18 protein-coding genes are annotated in these 21,039 nt (G+C 33.8%); 17 read left to right on the top strand and 1 reads right to left on the bottom strand.

All coding sequences use genetic code 11. The features are described from left to right. Window positions 1-5 precede the first annotated feature (5 nt). Together FS935_RS11875 and FS935_RS11870 are read left to right on the top strand one after the other, a co-directional pair. Window positions 6-677, top strand: a complete 672-nt coding sequence (locus FS935_RS11875; RefSeq protein WP_146948796.1) for a serine/threonine protein kinase — start codon at window positions 6-8, stop codon at window positions 675-677. Between the two features lie 184 nt (window positions 678-861). Beyond that, window positions 862-2,571, top strand: coding sequence for a SulP family inorganic anion transporter (locus FS935_RS11870; protein ID WP_146948794.1), 1,710 nt, complete (start codon window positions 862-864; stop codon window positions 2,569-2,571). 105 nt (window positions 2,572-2,676) lie between these two features. Here FS935_RS11870 and FS935_RS11865 read toward each other — a convergent pair whose 3' ends face one another. Then, on the bottom strand, window positions 2,677-3,312 hold the full coding sequence (locus FS935_RS11865; protein ID WP_439116649.1) for a pentapeptide repeat-containing protein: 636 nt from the start codon (window positions 3,310-3,312) through the stop codon (window positions 2,677-2,679). A 313-nt stretch (window positions 3,313-3,625) separates the two neighbouring features. Between FS935_RS11865 and FS935_RS11860 the strand changes: the two genes are divergently transcribed. From FS935_RS11860 to FS935_RS11790, 15 genes are all read left to right on the top strand, one after another. After that, complete coding sequence (locus tag FS935_RS11860; RefSeq protein WP_146948790.1) at window positions 3,626-4,576, top strand: sugar kinase; 951 nt, start codon at window positions 3,626-3,628, stop codon at window positions 4,574-4,576. 13 nt (window positions 4,577-4,589) lie between these two features. Then, entirely contained in the window at window positions 4,590-5,228 is a 639-nt protein-coding gene (locus FS935_RS11855; RefSeq protein ID WP_146949020.1) for a bifunctional 4-hydroxy-2-oxoglutarate aldolase/2-dehydro-3-deoxy-phosphogluconate aldolase, read from the top strand. 88 nt (window positions 5,229-5,316) lie between these two features. Then, complete coding sequence (locus FS935_RS11850; RefSeq protein WP_146948789.1) at window positions 5,317-6,081, top strand: DeoR/GlpR family DNA-binding transcription regulator; 765 nt, start codon at window positions 5,317-5,319, stop codon at window positions 6,079-6,081. A gap of 125 nt (window positions 6,082-6,206) precedes the next feature. Then, on the top strand, window positions 6,207-6,962 hold the full coding sequence (gene kduD / locus FS935_RS11845) for a 2-dehydro-3-deoxy-D-gluconate 5-dehydrogenase KduD (protein WP_146948787.1): 756 nt from the start codon (window positions 6,207-6,209) through the stop codon (window positions 6,960-6,962). 168 nt (window positions 6,963-7,130) lie between these two features. Further along, the gene (gene kduI / locus FS935_RS11840) at window positions 7,131-7,961 is read left to right on the top strand and encodes a 5-dehydro-4-deoxy-D-glucuronate isomerase (protein WP_146948785.1); all 831 of its coding nucleotides are present in this window, start codon (window positions 7,131-7,133) and stop codon (window positions 7,959-7,961) included. Between the two features lie 629 nt (window positions 7,962-8,590). After that, window positions 8,591-9,526: a glycoside hydrolase family protein gene (locus FS935_RS11835; RefSeq protein ID WP_146948784.1), complete on the top strand. Its 936-nt coding sequence runs from the start codon at window positions 8,591-8,593 to the stop codon at window positions 9,524-9,526. 230 nt (window positions 9,527-9,756) lie between these two features. Then, the gene (locus FS935_RS11830; protein WP_146948782.1) at window positions 9,757-11,130 is read left to right on the top strand and encodes an MATE family efflux transporter; all 1,374 of its coding nucleotides are present in this window, start codon (window positions 9,757-9,759) and stop codon (window positions 11,128-11,130) included. A 61-nt stretch (window positions 11,131-11,191) separates the two neighbouring features. After that, window positions 11,192-11,563 (top strand): sensory rhodopsin transducer, encoded by a 372-nt coding sequence (locus FS935_RS11825; protein ID WP_146948780.1) that lies wholly within the window; start codon window positions 11,192-11,194, stop codon window positions 11,561-11,563. 157 nt (window positions 11,564-11,720) lie between these two features. Further along, window positions 11,721-13,487, top strand: coding sequence for a sensor histidine kinase (locus FS935_RS11820; protein ID WP_146948778.1), 1,767 nt, complete (start codon window positions 11,721-11,723; stop codon window positions 13,485-13,487). Beyond that, on the top strand, window positions 13,480-15,018 hold the full coding sequence (locus tag FS935_RS24200; protein WP_158638600.1) for a response regulator transcription factor: 1,539 nt from the start codon (window positions 13,480-13,482) through the stop codon (window positions 15,016-15,018). The genes FS935_RS11820 and FS935_RS24200 overlap by 8 nt, the downstream gene beginning before the upstream one ends. Before the next feature lie 554 nt (window positions 15,019-15,572). Continuing rightward, entirely contained in the window at window positions 15,573-16,880 is a 1,308-nt protein-coding gene (locus FS935_RS11810; RefSeq protein WP_146948774.1) for an ABC transporter substrate-binding protein, read from the top strand. 163 nt (window positions 16,881-17,043) lie between these two features. Beyond that, window positions 17,044-17,943 carry a carbohydrate ABC transporter permease gene (locus tag FS935_RS11805; protein ID WP_146948772.1) on the top strand — a complete coding sequence of 300 codons (900 nt, stop codon included), beginning with the start codon at window positions 17,044-17,046 and terminating at the stop codon, window positions 17,941-17,943. Between the two features lie 62 nt (window positions 17,944-18,005). Next, entirely contained in the window at window positions 18,006-18,839 is an 834-nt protein-coding gene (locus tag FS935_RS11800) for a carbohydrate ABC transporter permease (protein WP_146949019.1), read from the top strand. A 79-nt stretch (window positions 18,840-18,918) separates the two neighbouring features. After that, entirely contained in the window at window positions 18,919-19,584 is a 666-nt protein-coding gene (locus FS935_RS11795) for a YesL family protein (RefSeq protein WP_158638599.1), read from the top strand. 242 nt (window positions 19,585-19,826) lie between these two features. After that, window positions 19,827-21,023, top strand: a complete 1,197-nt coding sequence (locus tag FS935_RS11790) for an ABC transporter substrate-binding protein (protein WP_146949018.1) — start codon at window positions 19,827-19,829, stop codon at window positions 21,021-21,023. Window positions 21,024-21,039: the final 16 nt, after the last annotated feature.

Here is a 21,039-nt window from a genome sequence, read left to right as displayed (position 1 = left end):
AAATGATGGAAGAGAAATGGGTAATCGTTGATAAACTTTTATCAGAAATAAAAATAATGTCAAACCCAAACAATAAACCTGTAACAATTACTGGCAGTTCAAATGATTTGAGATGCATTGGTATCGGGACTGATGCAGCTGTTTTTCAATATATAGATTTACCCGATTATGCGTTTAAATTATTCGCAGACGATAAACAAGATAAAATTCAATTAGAAGCAAAAGTCTATGATCAATTAAAGAAATCACCATATTTTCCAACGTGTTTTGCAGCTTATGATCGATATTTAGTTCTGAGCTTTGAATCAGGAATCACTCTTTATGATTGCTTACTACAGGGAGTTCATATTCCTTATCAAGTAATCAAGGATGTAGAAGATGCAAGGAATTATGTAGTAAAACAAAAATTAAATCCACGAGATATTCATTTGAAAAATATATTACTACAGAATGGAAGAGCAAAAGTAATTGATGTATCCGAATATTGTAAACCTGGAGATGACCATCGCTGGGAGCATTTGAGAAAAGGATATGATGCGTATTACGAAAAAATTGATGGAAAGGCAATCCCTTTTTGGTTAATGGAAACAGTTCAAAGGTGGTATAACCAGAGAAGCTTTGCATCAATTGATGAATTTATGAAGGATGTTCTTAAACTGAAATTCTTTTGGAAGTAATTTATAATGTTATTGAATCCAATCTCGATTTTTTAGGGGTTGGATTTTATTTGTATCTTTATCTATACTTAAGTTGTATAATATTTTCTTTATAAAGAGTTAAATAAAAGTAATGTAACGAAGTGAAAATTAACGAAAATATTTAAATAATGAAATAGCCTTCAGAGGAAGGAGAGAGACTTTATTGCCTAAGTGGAAACCATTAGATTTTTTATTAATTTATAATAAAGAGCTTTTTAAAAGAGATTTAATCGCAGGAATCACTTTATTTATCATGTTAATTCCTCAAGGAATGGCTTATGCAATGGTTGCTGGACTTCCAGCAGTTATGGGGTTATATGCTGCTACAGTGCCTTTATTTATTTACGCAATTTTTGCTTCATCAAAACATTTATCTATTGGACCAACGGCCATTACATCATTACTTGTTTTTTCAGGAGTTTCCACAATTGAAGCTCCAGAGTCAGGATCATATATATCGCTTGTACTTCTATTAGCTTTAATGGTTGGTATGATTCAGCTTCTGTTAGGTCTTAGTAAATTAGGATTTATCGTCAAATTCATTCCCCACTCGGTTATGAACGGTTATACATCAGCAGCTGCCATTACAATTGGTCTTAGTCAAATTAAACATGTATTTGGGATTGAAATTGGAAACCACCTACAGATTCATCTTATTTTAATAGAAATCATTCAAGAAATAAAAGAGATTAATATTATTACATTTGTAATAGGTGTAATAAGCATCATTTTCTTAGTTGTTATGAAAAAGGCTGCTCCAAAATTACCTAGTGCCCTTTTAATTGTTATTATATCAATTGCTGTTGTTGCATCACTTAATTTAGATCAAAATGGTGTGAAGATTGTAGGAAGAGTACCAGGAGGTTTCCCGCAATTTTTATTTCCTTCTATATCCACAGAGTTGATTCAACTTTTACTTCCTATGGCAATCACAATTGCTCTTTTAGGCTTTATGGAGTCGCTTGCGATAGGAAAAGTAGTAGCTAAAAAGGAAAAATATAAGATTAATCCAAACCAGGAATTAGTGGCATTAGGATTATCAAATATTATTGGATCATGGTTTCAATCTTTTCCGGTAAACGGCAGTTTTTCTAGAACAGCTGTTAATCACCAATCAGGTGGCGCCACTCAAATCACTTCAGTTATAACTGGATGCCTTGTCATCTTAACGTTGTTGTTTTTCACATCATCTTTTTATTATCTACCAAACGCTGTTTTAGCTGCAATTATCTTAGTTGCCGTTTATAAATTAGTCGATATAAAAGAGCTAAAGCATCTTTTTCAAGTCAAACGATTTGAAGGATGGATTTGGATTACAACTTTTCTTGTTACTTTATTTATAGGAATTCAATGGGGAATTATAATCGGTGCAATATTCACTTTATTTTTATTAGTAAATAAAAGTTCACACCCATCAATTGTCCAAATGGGCTACGTGAAAAGTGAAAAAACATTTCGCAATGTAGAACGATATCCTGAAGCAATAACTTCTGATGAAGTCTTAATATTAAGAGTCGATTCGAGTCTCCATTTTGCGAACATTTCCTATATTGAGGAAAAGATAAGGTATTATCTTAAAAAGTATAAAAGGGTAAAATGGCTCATTATTGATATGTCAGGTGTTAATGATGTTGATACAATATCAATTGATACACTAGAGGATTTAATTGAGTTTTGTGATAACAAAAAGATAACTGTTTTATTTGCGAGCATGAAGGGCTCCATTCGAGATACAGTTGATAAAGCTAAATGGAATGAGAAATATACAGAACAAAGTAATCATTTATCATTAGAGCAGCTGTTAAAATCGAAAGGTATTAATATAGAGAAACCAGATGTTGCAAATCCACATGTTTTGGATTATCAAATATAATTTGTGTTTTCTAAGAAAATCTAAATCTGAAAACTTGAAAAAAGAACCATTGCTCATTAATGAGTGGTGGTTCCTTTTTATGTATTAAACATAACCTTACTTTAGTTATTCTACAATCTTCAATCCTAGCAATCTCGAAAATCCTATGGCTTGATTAGGTGAAACCTCACAACCATTTAAATTCTCAAATGACACAGTTAGTTGCTCAAATGAACATGTACTAATATCAATTCCTTTTAAAGAAGTTTCAGTAAAATCAGCTTCATTAAGATCACAGCTTTTTAGACTCACTTTGTTCAGTTTACAATCATAAAAGTTGGTATGACTTAATAAAGATTCAATAAATCCTACTTGTTTAAGACGAGCTTCTGCAAAACTACTAAGATTAAGATCGCAATTATCAAAAGTAACATTGCCCAAATTAGCATTCGAAAAATCCAAACCAACAAGCTTGCAATCCTTAAATGTGACTCTATGAATAATACCATCACAAAACCGTGCATTAGATAGATTACAATTTTCAAATATAACGTCAGTCATATCGATGTTAAAAAAGGAAGAGTTCAAAAACGTTACATTTTTAAAGATAACCTTTGAAAAGATTACTCGATTAATTTCCTCATTATCAACTTGTGCACTACTAACCATACAATTCATTAATTGTGGATCTTCTTCATAATAAATATCCTGGAAATTTACTTTTTCTAATTCTCCTGCGATTTTTGGAGAATCAATTTTTATATTTTTACCCATGCTACACCCCTACTTTGTTTATTACCAACACTAATGCTATATAAATTGAAATGAAATTATAAGTCTTTATTTTTTTGATAAATTGTGTGCAAGCTACCTTTTCATTTTTTGAACTAGCATGGGGAGGAAGTTATGAGTGCTTATAAAGTTTGAACATCTAGATTAAATTCTCATCATAATTTTCAATATATCAATAAAAAGTATAGAGAAAATCGTCAGAACATTATATACTTAATAAACATAAACGAACAATAAAATTAGTTAACGAACATAATTGCACACAAAAGGGGGATATTGTGAGATGGATGTTATTACAATAGGGGAATCAATGGTGGTATTTACTCCAACGAGTGATGGTTTTATGAGAAATGCTACACAGTTTACAAACAGGATTGGTGGAGCGGAATCAAATGTTGCTGTTGGATTAGCAAGATTAGGTCATAAGTCAGGTTGGATAAGTAAGCTTGGAGATGATGAATTCGGGAAAGCAATTCTTGGTTTTTTAAAGGCTGAAAATGTTGATGTAACTCAAGTAACCTTTGATCAAGATGCACCAACAGGAATTTACTTTAAAGAACCGAGAAGGCAGCATAATACGAGAGTTTATTATTATCGAAAAGGCTCTGCCGCTAGTAAACTATCACCAGAAAATCTAGATAAAGAGTATTTAGCAAAAGCAAAATATCTTCATATTACAGGAATTACTCCGGCACTTAGTGATAGCTGTAAAGAAACAATCTTTGAAGCAATTAAGCTGGCTAAAAGTGAAGGAACGACAATTGTCTTTGATCCTAATTTACGAACAAAGCTTTGGGGTGAAGAAGAAGCGAGAAAAACATTACTAGAAATTGCTGCAGAAGCAGATATTATTTTACCTGGTGTTGCTGAGGGAGAATTTCTATTTGGTGAAAGTGACCCACATAAACTAGGGCAATTATTTTTAAACCATGGTGCATCAATCGTTGTGTTGAAGATTGGAGCAGAAGGTGCTTTTTATTTCACTGGAAAAGAAAGCGGTTTAATTTCTGGATTTCCAGTTAAGCAAGTGGTGGATCCAATAGGTGCTGGAGATGGCTTTGCTGCAGGCTTTTTGTCAGGATTACTGGATGGAATTGAGCTAAAGAAAGCAGTCGAACGAGCAAATGCAGTAGGAGCACTCGTGACAATGGTAAATGGAGATGTTGACGGCTTACCTGAACGAGATGAAGTAGAGCAGCTTTTATCAAATAATCGTGAAGATGTTATACGTTAAGGGGGATGCAGAAATGGGACATATTGAGATTATAAAGCAAACTGGAGTTGCTGCTGTTATTCGTGGGGCTACAGTAGATAATATTGCACTTATTGGTGAAGCACTAAGTAAAGGTGGAGTAAAGGTTTTAGAAATCACAGTTGAAACACCAGGAGCTTGTGCAGCCATCGAAAAAGCATCTTTAGAGCTGAATGATGTATTGGTTGGAGCAGGAACTGTTTTAGACCCTGAAACAGCTAGAACTGCTATTATGTCAGGAGCGAAGTTTATTTTTTCACCAACGATCAATAGTAAAACAATTGAAATGGCTAAAAGATATGGTGTCGTTAGTATTCCAGGTGCTTTAACACCAACTGAAATTCTCTCAGCCTATGAAAATGGTGCTGATCTTGTCAAAGTATTTCCAGCTAATGTATTTGGACCATCTTATATTAAGGATATTCATGGACCGCTACCACAAATTCCACTGATCACAACTGGGGGAATATCTGTTGCTAATGTTGGAGAATACATTAAGGCAGGAGCTTCTGGAGTAGGAGTAGGAAGTTCTTTAGTGAATACAAAAAAAGAGCTTAGTGAACAGTATTTAAGTGAAATAACAGAAACAGCATCTGCATTTATAAAAGCTGTTCAGGATGCAAGGAAAAAGTAATATAGTTTTATACGTTTGATTTTGTATGATAGTAGCCTATAATAGTATCATTAAAATAGAATGGTTTTGAAGTATCGGGGGACTAATAATGCTTGCTGTTGAACGGCATGAAAGAATACTGGAGCAATTAGATAAAAATAAAATCATTAAAGTTTCTGAATTGAGTAAGCTCTTAGATGTTACAGAGAAAACAATTCGTGGCGATTTAGAAATCTTAGAGAAGCGTGGACTATTGAAAAGGATACATGGTGGAGCAGTATTAGTAGAAGATGAGGGAAGAATGCTCCCAATTGCTGAACGTCAATTAGGTCATAGTGATGTAAAGGAAGCAATTGCAAGAGAGGCAGTAAAGCTCATTCAACCAAATGATACAATCTTAATGGATGGAGGAAGCACCACAATTGCTATTGCAAAGCTATTAGGGGCTTTTCCTATAACAGTTATTACTAACGATTTGAAAATTGCGAATGTGCTGCTGTCAAAGCATAATGTTCGTTTGATGGTACTAGGTGGTACAAGAATTGATTCATCATCATCTTTAATGGGGGCACAAGCAACAGAGATGCTAAGTAAAATGAGGGTGAATCGGCTATTTTTCGGAACAACAGGTGTTTCGATTGAACACGGTTTAACAGTATTTAATAGTATTCATGCTGATTGGAAAAAACAAATTATCGCATGTGCTGATCATATTACCTTGTTAGCTGATTCCACGAAGTTTGAAAAAGTAGCATTAATTCAATTTGCTTCCATTCAAGATGTAAATGAAATCGTGACAGATACAAATCTGGACGAAATAATAAAAGAAAACTTAAGAAATAGAGAAATAAACTTACATTTTGCAGAAATATAAAAACAAAAAAAGAGATGATAAACGGTCAATTAATCGTTGTCATCTCTTTTATTTATGTTATAATCAAACTATAATGAACATAAACGAACAATTTAATACAAAGTTACACAAGGGGAGGTATTGAAATGGAATCACTTTTTTCTTTAAAAGGTAAAGTGGCTTTATTAACTGGAGCTAGCAGAGGACTAGGTCAAGGGATGGCAGTTGGTCTTGCGGAAGCTGGCGCAACAGTAATTGGAGCTGGAATGAGTAATATGTCAGAAACGCGAAGTAAAATCGAAGCAGTTGGTGGAACATTCCATGAACTTACCATTGATTTATCACAAGATCATGCAGCCGCACAACTAGTCAATGACGCTTTAGCAATAACAAATACTATTGATATCTTAGTTAATAATGCGGGTATTATTCGTCGATCAAATGCTGAAGAATTTTCAGATGATGATTGGTATGAAGTGATAAAAGTGAATCAACATTCTGTTTTTCAGCTATGTCGAGAAGTAGGTAAACATATGCTTGAAAATGGATCAGGAAAAATAGTAAATATAGCTTCTATGCTTTCCTATCAAGGTGGCTTAAGAGTACCTGCATACACAGCGAGTAAACATGCTGTTGCTGGATTAACAAAATCTCTAGCAAATGAATGGTCAAGTAGAGGAATAAATGTAAACGCTATCGCACCTGGTTACATGGAAACAGATAATACAGCACAGCTTCGTGCTAATCAGGAGCGTAATGAATATATTACGTCAAGAATTCCCCAAGGTCGTTGGGGGACACCTGATGATTTAAAAGGTGCAGTTATCTTTTTAGCATCAGATGCTTCGCGTTATGTTAATGGTCATATTTTATGTGTTGATGGCGGCTGGATGAGCTCTTAAACGAAGGCTCTTTTTCTAAAAGATTTGAATTATTGAACAGAAACTTTGTTAGGTTGATTGTAGCGAAAATCAGCCTCCGCTCCACTTGTTATAAAGCAACAACATATATGAAAGTAGCCAAAGTCTAAAGTAATAACTCAATTCTCAAATTTGAAAGGGGAAAAAATAATGGAAATCAGACATGCAACAAATCCAACAGATTTTAAAACATATACAACGGAAAGACTAAGAAGCGACTTTTTAATTGATTCACTTTTTGTGCAAGGTGAAATCAATATGACCTACTCACATTATGATCGTGTTGTAACTGGAGGAGCCATTCCAACATCTCAATCTCTAAAACTAGAAGATCAAGAAACATTAAAAACTGATTATTTCTTAGAAAGACGTGAAGTTGGTATCATCAATATTGGTGCTGAAGGAACAGTCTTAGTTGACGGTCAGAGTTATACATTAAATAAAAGAGACTGTCTTTATGTAGGCCTAGGAAATAAAGAAGTTTTATTCGAAAGCAGCAATTCTTCTGATCCTGCTAAATTTTATATCGTCTCTACAACAGCACATAAGCAATATCCAACGAAAAAAGCTCCAATTGAAGATGCTGAGCCAACACATTTAGGATCTGACAGTGAATCAAATAAACGTACAATTTATAAATATATTCATGCAGATGGTATTCAAAGCTGTCAATTAATGATGGGAATGACGCTACTTGAACCTAACAATATGTGGAACACAATGCCAGCACATCTTCATGACCGTAGGATGGAAGTGTATCTTTATTTCGATATGGATGAGAAATCAAGAGTATTCCATTACATGGGTGAGCCACAAGAAACTCGTCATTTAGTGGTCCAAAATGAGCAAGCTGTTCTTTCACCACCATGGTCTATTCATTCTGGAGTAGGAACAAGCAACTACACGTTTATCTGGGCAATGGCAGGAGAAAATTATACATTCACAGACATGGATGCTGTTAAGATGGAAGATCTGAAATAATCTCATCAATTAAAGAGTGCCATTCACTTTACTACACTTCGTAGTAAGGAGTGATGGCACTCTTTTTATGCAAGTCTTTTTTAGTAGGAAGCCTTTTATAATAATAATTGATTATACTTGGAAAATGTGTTGTTATTAATGAGTTTTAGCAAACTAATGAGTTCGTTTAATTTCGCTCCAGACACAAGATTCGCCGGGGAGGAAGTCAAGCCTCCTCGGCTTTGCCTGCGGGGTCTTGACCTTTCCTCTACACCCGCAGGAGTCAAGTGTCTTCCGCTACATTACACTATATTGTTTTAACTAATAATAATTCTTGAGAAAACAGTGTTTTATCGGATAAAAGGTAATAATCTAAGAAAAAAGATAACACAAGCTTTATAAATTGTTGTTTCCTTGAAGACTAAGTACTATAACAATGGTTGATTGAGTGGAAGGTGTGAGACTCCTGCAGGAACTGCGGTACAGGTGAGACCCCACAGGAGCTTAGCGACGAGGAGGCTCACCGACCGCCCTGCGGAAAGCGAGCAACCTGGAGCTCAATCAACCATCTCCTATAAAAAGTAACAATTTTTAATAGATAAAATATCTTTGTTTGAAAATTCGAAAATAACTATGTAGGAGTGAGAATATTGACCAAAGCTAAAACAACTAATTCACCATTATTTCGTGACCCTATTTTTGATGGTGCGGCTGATCCAACTATAATATGGAATCACGAGGAAAAGCAATGGTGGATACTTTACACAAGCCGACGTGCAAATGTTCATTGTGACGGTGTTTCTTGGGTTCATGGAACAGACATTGGTATTGCATCATCATCTGATGGAGGGCAAACGTGGAATTACAGAGGAACACTTCAAGGTCTTGATTTTGAAAAAGGCAGAAATACATATTGGGCACCGGAAGTTATTTATCATGAAGGTTTTTATCATATGTATGTTAGTTATATACAAGGAGTTCCTAATCAATGGCAAGGACACAAAAGGAAAATTCTTCATTATACAAGTAATAATCTGTGGGACTGGACATTTGAATCAAATCTTAAGCTAAGTTCTGAGTTTGTTATTGATGCTTGTGTTCATACCTTACCTGATGGTGGCTATAGAATGTGGTACAAAGATGAGGAGCATAACTCTTATACATATGCAGCAGATAGTACTGATTTATATCAGTGGGAAGTTGTTGGACCAGTGATTACAGAATTTCCTCATGAAGGCCCTAATGTATTCTATTTTAAGGATTACTATTGGATGGTTGTTGATAAATGGGCTGGTCAAGCTGTTTATGTATCAAAAGATTGTAAAAGCTGGAACTATAACAATACCATTCTACATATTCCAGGAACTCGCTATGATGATGGTTCTTTTGGCTATCATGCTGATGTTCATATTCATGAGCAAGAAGCATTTATTTTTTATTTTACACATCCGGGTCGAAAAGAAGGAATATCAGTGGAATCCTACGAAAGTAAACGAACTTCACTTCAGATTGCAAAGCTAGATATACTTGATGGGAAGCTTATTTGTGATCGAAATGCCAGTGTGCGATTAAACATGAATTGTTAGGATTTCAGAAATGTTACTGAGGTATTAGTAGTTTTTGAGGTTCATAAATTTCCTTATCTTAATTAATAGTATTGCACTGTTTTCTAATACATGAAGTCTGAATTTTATATGTCTTATTTATAGTTACTTTATTATAATTGTAATTAAATTTGCAGTAAGGACTTAAATGAAAGCGTTCTATTATTAGATTGTAGTTTTTATTTTAAACTTGTCACGGATGTGATAACAACATGAAATCGAAAGAGAAATCTGTTCAGAAGCTTTCATTATTTGCGATAACCTGGCCAATATTTATTGAAACATCATTACATTTACTGATGGGAAACGCTGATACAATTATGCTTAGTCAATATTCAGATGATGCTGTGGCAGCGGTTGGAATATCGAACCAAATTCTATCCGTCATCGTTGTGATGTTTGGATTTGTTGCAACAGGAACAAGTGTACTTGTTGCACAAAATCTAGGAGCAGGATCTTTAAAGGAAGCTAGTCGAATAGCTGTAGTATCGATTGTGACAAACATTCTCTTCGGTTTAATTATGGGTCTTACGCTTATTTTCTTCGCATCAAAAATTATTATCATGATGGGGGTTTCACACACACTTATTGCTGATGCTACACTTTATCTGCAAATTGTTGGAGGATGTATTTGTTTTCAATCTGGTTTAATGACGATGGGAGCTATTTTACGAAGTTACCGTTTCACTAGAGATGCTATGTACGTTACTGTTGGAATGAATTTGATTAATATAATTGGAAATGCACTGTTTATATTTGGATTATTTGGCTTTCCAGTATTGGGTATTACGGGTGTGGCAATTTCAACAATTTGCTGTAGATTAATAGGAATAGTTGTGATGTTTTTCATTTTATTTAAAAAAGTGAAACCGAGTTTACCATTTTTATATGTTTTTAAAAAAATTCCACATGTTGAGTTAAGGAAAATACTAAGAATAGGAATTCCATCAGCAGGCGAGCATTTATCCTTTAATGGATCACAGCTAGTGATTACCTCTTTTATCGTTTTACTCGGAACAGAGGCCATAACAACAAAGGTTTATGCACAGAATATAGGTATGTTTGTTCTGCTTTTTTCTTTAGCCATCGGTCAAGGGACGCAAATTATGATCGGACATCAAGTTGGTGCCAAAAAATTTGACGAAGCTTATAGGCGCTGTATAAATAGTCTTATCATTGCGATCATTGTATCAGCGATTATTGGAATCATACTTTATCTTTTTAGTTACCAAATTTTCCGTCTTTTTACAAATAATCATGATATTATTGTAACAGGAAGTATTCTTCTGCTATTAACTGCATTTGTTGAACCTGGACGTGCATTTAATGCTGTGGTCATTAACTCATTACGTGCTGCAGGTGATGTCAGTTTTCCTGTATTCATCGGGATCCTTTCCATGTGGGGAGTAAGCGTGCCTTTAGCATATATATTGGGAATTCATTTTGAGTTAGGATTAAAAGGCATTTGGGTAGCCTTTATTGTTGATGAATGGTTAAGAGGTTTACTCATGCTTTGGCGATGGCGACAAGGGAAATGGCGTCAAATGGCATTAGGTAGACGAGGATTACAATCAGATGCATCTTAAAATATCGAAATATTATGTCAAAATGCCTTAACATATAAAAGTAGTTTAGGAGGGTATTATAATGAATACAAAAAAGGGTGAGTTACATTGGATTATCCCAGACGGATTTATCCCACCACTAAGTTCTGGTGAACAGCTTAGTCATGAGTCAATTTGTATTGTAAATCTAAATGAAAGTGAAGCAAAGCTTTTAATCTCAATCTATTTTGAAGACAGAGAACCAATTGAAAAAATACCAGTAAAAGTACTAGGTAAAAGAAGTAATCATTTACGAACTTCATCCTTAGAATTAGATGGTGATTTTATACCTTTAGGTGTTCCGTATTCTATTGAAGTAGAAAGTGATTCTCCAATAATTGTTCAATATAGCCGGTTAGATTCTACACAGCCACAATTAGCATTAATGTCGACTATGGCATATCCACTTAAATAGGTATACAGAATTTATCTACTGCAATCAAGAATAAGGCTGCTCTCTTTACTCAAGAAGGGGAGATAAATTGTGGGTTTTAATTTGAAAGCGGTTACTAAATTTTCAAAATCTAATTCTTACCATGATTCAGTAAATTACTACATTGGAGTTCTAAACGATGAAGAACTTAAAAGTGTTGATTTCAAATAAATATAAAAATTTAAAAATTAAATACAAGTTAATTTTATTTATCTCGATTTTATTAATCGTTTGTTTGTCCTTCATAATCATGGGTTTTCAATATGCTTTTAATAGCTATGATGAGCAAATATATCGCCAGTCTTCACAAGTTTTAATTATGTCTTCTAATCGAATAGAGGATGAACTTAAGAATATCGAGGAAGTAACTTACAAAATCTTGACTGATGATGTTATTCAGCACGCATTAATTCGGTCTAAACAGAATTTATCAAAATATGAAAAATATCAAATTGAACAAGAGGTTTGGGAAAAATTAACTAGTTATATAGGTGCTGAAAGATATATCCAGTCAATTCATCTTTTTGATCATAGTGGAAAGGAGTTTCGAGCTGGGGGAGTTTCCTCAATGATTTTATATGATCAAAAAGAATATGTTATGAAAAAAGCAGAAGATAAAAATGGAAGCAATAGTTGGATATCCTTGGAAGATGACGAAGATACGATTTTTTCAGCAAGACAGATTAAATCATATGAAAATTTAAGTTTAGAAAATCTAGGAACATTGATTGTAGAAGTGAAATTGAAAGATATAGTGAAGGAGCTTCCGAGAGAGTGGGAAGGTGAGGGATTTATTGCTATTTCTAAGGGTGAGGATATATTTTTTGCTGAAGATACCACGTTAGCAAATCTTGATAAACTTCAATTAACCACTAATAGTAAACAGGGTTATCAAATTCAAAGCATATATGGAAGAAGCTTTTTTGTAACTCATTCTAAGTCTCCTTATGCTAACTGGACATATTGGAATGTGTTACCTTTTGGAACAATGTTTGCGAAAGTAACAATGATCAAGTTTTTGGTAATCTTTTTGTTTTTAACCATTTCTATTTCAGCCATTTTATTAATTATCCGATTTTCAGAGAGAATTACAAACCCAATAGGAAATTTAGTGTCTGCTATGAAGTTTGTTCAAAAGGGGGACTTTAAAGTAGCAGAAAGTTTTACACCTTCACAATATCATGATGAAGTTGGCATTCTCCATCGGAATTTTTTTATCATGATTGAGCAGATAAATGACTTAATTAAAGAGAATTATGAAAAACAGCTTTTAATTAAAGATACAGAATTTAAAGCATTACAATCTCAAATAAACCCACACTTTCTTTATAACACACTCGAATCTATTAACTGGTTAGCAAAGGTAAATCAGCAACAACAGATATCCAAAATGGTAGAATCACTCGGCTATTTATTAAGAAATGCAATAAGTATAAAAGATGATGTTATTACTGTAAGAGAAGAAATGGAAATGGTTGAACACTATGTGACCATTCAGAAATTTCGATTTGAAGAGCGATTGGTATTTACATTATTCATTGATGAAAAAGTAAAGGATTGTATGATCCCAAAGCTAGTTCTACAACCTCTTGTTGAAAATGCCATTCATTATGCATTAGAGATGATGGTAGAGCCTTGCGAGATCAGGGTTACTGCTTTTAAAGAAGAAGATTATCTTCACTTACTAGTTGAAGATAATGGACCAGGGATGGATAACCAGCAGCTTGCACAAGTGAAAAATGGTGAAATGAAGACTAGAGGTAATGGCATTGGATTACAAAATATTGATGCGAGAATTAAATTTGTTTTCGGTCAGGAATATGGACTACAACTTGATAGTGAACTTGGTAAAGGAACACAGGTACTCATAGTCATTCCATATCAGATGAGGTGGGATTATGTATAAAGTTTTACTTGTCGATGATGAAAGGATTATTTTAGAAGGGATTTCAAGAATTATCAATTGGGAAGATTTGGGAACTACATTAATTGGTACGGCAAGAAATGGTCTTGAGGCTTATGATTTTATTCAAAAACAGCAGCCTGATATTGTCATTTGTGATATTAAAATGCCAGGGATGAACGGATTACAATTAGTTGAATTAATCTCAAGTGAGCTTCCAGCCATAAAATTTATTATTTTATCAGGCTTCAATGACTTTAATTATGCAAAGCAAGCTATGGAATTTGGTGTTAAACAGTATTTATTAAAGCCCTGTAATGAATCAAGTATTGCTGATGCGTTAAATAAAGTAATTGGTGAACTGGATCGTGAAGCAAAAAAGTCTCAATTTTTAATAGAAACAAAAAGTCGTTTAGATCAAGTACAGCCTTATGTTAAGAAGCAGCTATTAAAAGAGTTTATTTCAAGTAAACCTGATAGTAACAGAGGTATTCAATTTTATGAAGGTTTGTTAAAAGTTAATTTTCAAGATGAATACATTCGTTTGCTGATTTTTCGAATAGAAGGTGATTATCATTATGAACATATGTTTGTTATCGAAAATCTTGGAGAAGATTTATTCTCGCAATCAGTTTTATCAACAAGTATAGGAGAATATGTTTTATTTCTTGTAAGTGATCATGAGTTTGCGAACTTGCAATCAAAGATTGAACAATTGAGGGATCATTTTTACGATATTTATGAAATGGATATGACTGTTGCAATAAGTGATGTTGATTGTATTACTCAAGTAAGAAGACTCTATCTTGAAGCACTTGAATGCTTGAATCATAGGTTTTATTTAGGTGAGGGAAGCATTATTACAAAAAGCGATATTCATCAAGAAAATAAAATAGCTGGGTACGAGTATGATGGTCAAAGTCTTTGCTTATTTATAAAATCAGGAAATTTAGAAAAGGTAGAAAGTGAGATTACACGTTTCTTTAATGACTTAACACAAAGTAGGTTGTCTATTAGTTTAGTTCGTTCTTATGTTATGCAAATATTCCTTATGATGATTCAAAACGCAGATACAAGTAATCTTCAGGAATATATGGGGAAGATGTCTTCTTTAGTTGAAATGGACACTATTCAACAAATGAAGGAGTTCTTTGTTACAACAGCAACTGAAATCACACAAATTCATTATGACAGACACAAGTCAAATCATTCTGCAATTATTCAAAAAATGATTGATCTTGTGAAAGACAATCTTGGTAATGCAGATCTTTCATTAAAATGGGTAGCTAATAAAGTTTTTATGAACGCAGATTATTTAGGTAAATTATTTAAACAAGAAACAGGTAAGAAATTTTCAAACTATGTGACAGAGGTTAGAATTAATAAAGCAATCGAACAAATTCAATCAATGGATGATGTTAAGGTATTTACTATAGCAGAGACGATTGGATTTGGAGATAACCCTCAATATTTCAGTCAGGTATTTAAGAAAATAACTGGTTATTCTCCATCAGAATATAAAAAAGTGAATTAATTAATTAATAAGGTTCTACAGGTACCCATTTACAGCAAAAAGATAGAGGCTGGGACATAATTAAAGAAATCATTCAAAAAGACGAATAATCCCTAAATTCAGTTCAGTTGAAAGAAACAAGTTCGTTCCATTGCGCTGCAGACATTTGCTTTCCGCGGGGAGGAAGCTAAGCCTCCTCGGCGCAAGCGCCTGTGGGGTCTCAGCCTTTCCTCTGCACCCGCAGGAGTCAAATGTCTTCCGCTCCATTACACTTGTTCTTAAAAATAGTATGCAAAATCTAAAAACATTGAAGAGTGCAAATAAAAACCCGAACTATTAGGTCGAATGTTTAATTGACATATCACTTAATAATTCGGTTTTTTCATTAGCTTAAAAATTTATGTCCCTGCCTCATTTTTGTTGGATGGACTTTCTCTTTTATTTGACATATAAATCAGAATACACTGTTTTTTGAACACTGTTAACTGTTTTTTACATTTTAATAGTTTAATAAACCCTATAAAATAAGGGTTGTAAGCGGTAACAAAAAAGTTTTTAACAAGGGGGATAAAAAAATGAAAAAATGGTTGATGTTGTTTTTATCGGTTTTCATGGTATTTTCTCTAGCAGCATGTAGTGGTAACAGTACATCTGGTGAATCTACTTCAGATTCGGGAGATTCAGGAGACAAAAAGGAAGAGGAAGTAACCGTTCGTATTGCATGGTGGGGATCTGAACCAAGACATGATTACACACTGAAAGTTATCGAAATGTATGAAAAAGAAAATCCGGGTGTGAAAATCCAAGCTGAATATGCAAGCTGGGACGATTATTGGAAGAAACTTGCACCACAGGCATCTGCTCAAAAATTGCCTGATATTATCCAAATGGATCTTTCTTACTTTTCACAATATGCAGAAAATGGTCAGTTAGCAGATATGACACCATATATTGGAGATCAAATTGATGTAACAAATTTCACTGATAATTATGTTGATGGTGGAAAAATTGATGATAAATTATATGGATTTAACTTAGGAGTAAATGTTGTTGGTTTTCATTATGATGAAGCACTATTAAAGAAAGCTGGTGTTGATTCTCTTAAAGAGGATTGGACATGGGATGATTATAAAGAAATGGCACAAAAAGCTAAAGACGCAGGAATTTTTGCTGATACTGGTATGAAAGCAGATGTTTTCTTTAACTATTACTTAAGAACACAAGGAAAAACATTATATAGCAAAGATGGTACAACTTTAGGTTATGAAGATGACCAAATGTTTGTTGATTTCTTTGAAATGACATCTGGATTAGTTAAAGATGGTGCTGCTCCAACTCCAGATTATTTAGCTCAGGTTAAAGGTATTGAAGATGACCCTGTTGTAAAAGAAAAAGCAGTTGGTATTTGGCAATGGTCCAACCAGTTTGTTGGTTTACAACAAGTAGCTAACAGACCATTGAAAATCCAAAATATGCCAGGACCTAACACAAGTGACGGTTTATATTTAAAACCTAGTATGTTCTGGTCAGTAGCGAATAATTCTGAGCATAAAGAAGAAGCAGCTAAGTTTATCAACTTCTTTGTTAATAATGAAGAAGCAAATAAATTAATCTTAGGTGATCGTGGTATCCCAGGTTCATCAGTTGTGAAGGATGCTTTAAAGCCAGTTCTTACTCCTGAACAAGTTCAAGTATTTGATAGTGTTGAGTGGGCTGAGGAAAACAGTTCAGCATTTGATGGTCCAGATCCAATTGGTGCTGGTGAAATCATTGAAATGCTTGATAGTTTATCTGAACAAATGAATTACGGTCAACTTAAAGTCGAAGATGCTGCAAAACAATTTAGACAACAAGCAGAAAGTATCTTGTCTCAAAATAAATAAAGAGTAGAGACTGATAGCTGATCATATTCGATCAGCTATCAGACTTTATCTTAGGCTCTTTTTTAGAAAGATTGTTGCTAAATGCCTTAATAATCTCTTGAAACAGTCTTTTTATCGAAAACAGCCTTATCTTAAATTAAGTTCCGTTGAAAGGAATGATTGTATGAGTACACGAGCTATCAGGCAAAATGTAAGAGGCTACTTATTTATTAGCCCCTTTATAATAGGATTTCTGGCCTTTACTTTTATCCCAATACTAGCCTCATTATATTTTTCTTTTACTAAATATAACCTATTTGGAGCTCCTCAGTGGATAGGCTTAGAAAACTATAAAAAAATGTTCACCGAAGATCCAAGATACTGGCAATCTCTTAAAGTAACACTCATTTACGTGTTTGCTGGTGTTCCATTAAGATTAGGTTTTGCTCTTATTATAGCGATGATTTTAAACACAGCATCTAGAGCAGTAGGTCTTTATCGATCATTATTCTATCTACCATCTTTAATTGGTGGAAGTGTAGCAGTTGCAATTATGTGGCGAAATATTTTTGGTGATGAAGGAATTATCAATCTTTTATTAGGAGTATTCGGTTTACCAGATGTTCGCTGGTTTGGGGATCCTACGGCAGCACTTTGGATGCTAATCCTTCTCTCTGTTTGGCAATTTGGATCTTCCATGTTAATTTTCTTAGCTGGATTAAAAAGCATTCCAGTTACTTATTATGAAGCAGCTAGTGTTGATGGTGCTACTTTTTGGCAAAAGTTCACGAAAATCACGCTACCAATGTTAAGTCCTGTTATTTTATTTAACACAATCATGCAAACAATTGCAGCATTTATGACATTTGTGCCTGCATTTATCATTTCAAAGGGTACAGGTGGACCTTTAGATGGTACACTTCTTTACTCACTATATTTGTTCATTCAAGGCTTTGAATTCTTTAATATGGGATATGCATCAGCAATGGCATGGGTGATGTTAATCATTGTCGGTATCCTCACTGCAATCATATTCTTCTCATCGAAGTTTTGGGTTCATTATGAATCTGAAGGGGGGAAATAACAATGCAAACAGAAACGAAATTAAAACAGTATCCTAGTACAACAGGATTGAAAGTTCGAAAAATGAAAAAACCTAAATGGTGGATTTATCACATTCTTGTAGGTGGTTTTGCAATACTTATGCTTTATCCAGTAATTTGGCTATTAATGAGTTCATTTAAGCCAAGTGAAACAATATTTGTTACTGCACAATCACTTATTCCTGATCCATGGGTTTTTAATAACTTTGCACAAGGTTGGGAAGGAATCGGTGGAAATTCCTTTGGGGTATTTATAAAAAATACTGTTGTACTTGTATTTTTTACAATGGTAGGTCAAGTTATATCTTCAGCAGTTATAGCATTTGGGTTTGCAAGGTTGGAATTTTTCGGAAAAAGCTTTTGGTTCGCAATCATGATGGTGACGTTAATGCTACCATATGAAGTCGTAATGATTCCACAGTATATCATTTTCGCAAAGCTAGGGTGGCTAGATTCAATAAAACCAATCGCTGTTCCTGCATATTTCGGACATCCGTTTTTTATCTTCCTGCTTGTTCAATTTATTCGAACAATTCCAAGAGAATTAGATGAAGCTGCTACTATAGATGGATGTAATACATTTAAAATCTTTTACAAAATTATTCTACCTTTAATTAGACCGGCATTGGCTACTGCAGCGATATTTTCGTTCTATTGGACATGGGATAACTTATTGGGACCAGTCCTATATTTAAATAGTCCAGATAAATATACAGTTTCAATGGCACTTAATATGTTTTTAAGTAATGAAACCGTGTCTAACTGGGGAGCGATGTTTGCGATGTCAATTGTTACGTTAATACCAGTTTTTGTTATTTTCTTCTTGTTCCAAAGACACGTAGTTGAAGGTATTAGTACTAGTGGATTAAAGGGTTAAGCTTAGCAAAGCTAGCCCTCTATATTTTTACCACGTAAGAAAAGATAGAAATTATTGAAAAAGGAATGGGGCAAATATGATGGAAACACATGGAATTATGGGTGGTGTAAATAACGTTCTTGAATGGATTACAAGATTAGTACTTTTAAATATTCTTTGGATCTTCTTTTCATTACTAGGTTTCATTGTTTTAGGATTCTTTCCCGCAACAGTAGCAATGTTTGCTGTGGTCAGAAGGTGGGCATTGGGAGAAATGGATATTTCTATAACGGAAGTTTTTTGGAGATCATACAAAAAAGAGTTTATTAAAAGTAATATTCTGGGAGCGGTTATTGTAATGGCAGGAACAGTATTAGTGATTGACTATTACTTCCTACAGCAAGCCTCACTGCAAATTCAAAATCTATTATCCGTTCCTTTTTTAATCATTTCAATACTCTTTATTTGTGTCCTATTTTATATTTTTCCAATGTATGTTCATTATGATTTGAAGATCGCACAAGTGTTTAAGAATTCTTTTTTTATTATGATTATGAGACCTTTTTCAACAATCATGATCTTTGTAAGTAGTGTAGGATTAGCTATTTTATTATCTTTTGGACCACCTTTACTATTAGTATGCAGTGGTAATATATTTGCATTAGTTATGACAAAACCAGCAATAAATGCGTTTAATGCAATAAGTAAAAAAAGAGAAATGGTCATGACTAAGAATTTAAATGAAAAAGATCTGATAAATGAGTGATTTTAAGTAGACCAACTGAATGTAAATACTTACAATTAATTTAGGTTTAAGCTATTACCCTGTTTTTTATACAGTTTTGTCTATTATATTTATTACACTACAAGCTAAAACCTATCAAACTTAAATATGTAAACACTTACAAAAGGGTGGTCTTTGTGAATAAGTTTTTACCTTTTACACTCATTTTATTGCTATTGTTTACCACTTCTTGCAGTCAGGAAAATGAGCCTAGAAGAAGTGATATGGAAGAAGTTATTACGATTAAAGTGGCATGGTGGGGAAGTCAAGCAAGACATGAATACACAACAAAGATTATTGAATTATATGAAAAACAAAATCCGAACGTAAACATCGAGCCAGAGTTTGCTAATTGGGATGATTATTGGAAGAACTTGCCTCCAATGGCAGCCGGAAATCAGTTACCTGATGTTATTCAAATGGATATGGCGTATATATCTCAATATGGCAAAAAGGGTTTACTTGAGGATCTCTCACCATATATACAAAAAGGAACGATCGATATCTCAACAATTGATGAAAATGTTGTAAACAGTGGAAAGGTTGGAGAACAAATTTACGGATTTACAATAGGAATAAATGTGCTCTCTGTGATCTCAAACGATATTTTGTTGGATATATCAGGTGTAGAAATCAATGATGAAACATGGACATGGGAAGAAATGGAGCAGCTTACTGTTGATATTAAGAAAACAGCTGGTGTTTATGGATCAAACGGAATGCATCCTCCAGATATTTTCTTTCCTTATTATTTACGAACTAAAGGTGAGCAATTTTATAATGATGCAGGAACAGGTATTGCTTATAAAGATGATGGATTATTCATTGATTACTTTAATATGCAATTGCGTTTAATTGAAGAAGGTGCATTTCCAACTCCAGATGAGGTTACAGCAGTGAGAGGGATGGAAAGTGACTTTATTGTAAAAGGAAGTTCTGCTATTACGTGGAACTATTCAAATCAATATGCTGGATTTGATCAATTAACAGATGCGTCATTAACGTTGAATCTACCTCCGGAGAATCATGAAAACAAAGCTTTATTTTTAAAGCCGAGTATGCTTTTTTCTATACCTAAAAGCTCGAAACAAAAGGAAGAAGCCGCAAAGTTTATTGATTTCTTTGTTAACAACGTAGAGGCAAATCAATTAATGAAGGGTGAGCGTGGAGTACCTGTTTCATCAGAGGTGTCAGATGCTATCAAACCCTTACTTACTGACGGAGAGGTAAAAATAGTTAATTATGTTGAAAGAGCAAAAGGGATAACAGAAGAATTTTATCCCCCCGATCCAGTTGGAAGTTCTCAGGTTATGAAAATATTAAAGGATATTTCCGATCAAATATTATTTAAGAAAATAACTCCTGAAGAAGGTGCAAGAAAATTCAGGGAACAAGCAGATGAGATATTAAAAAATGGTTAAAACAACAATGGAGGAA

Source organism: Metabacillus litoralis (genome assembly GCF_007994985.1).
Lineage (GTDB): Bacteria > Bacillota > Bacilli > Bacillales > Bacillaceae > Metabacillus > Metabacillus litoralis.
The sequence above is the reverse complement of the archived record's forward strand: the minus strand, read 5'-3'. Positions and strand labels throughout refer to the sequence as shown.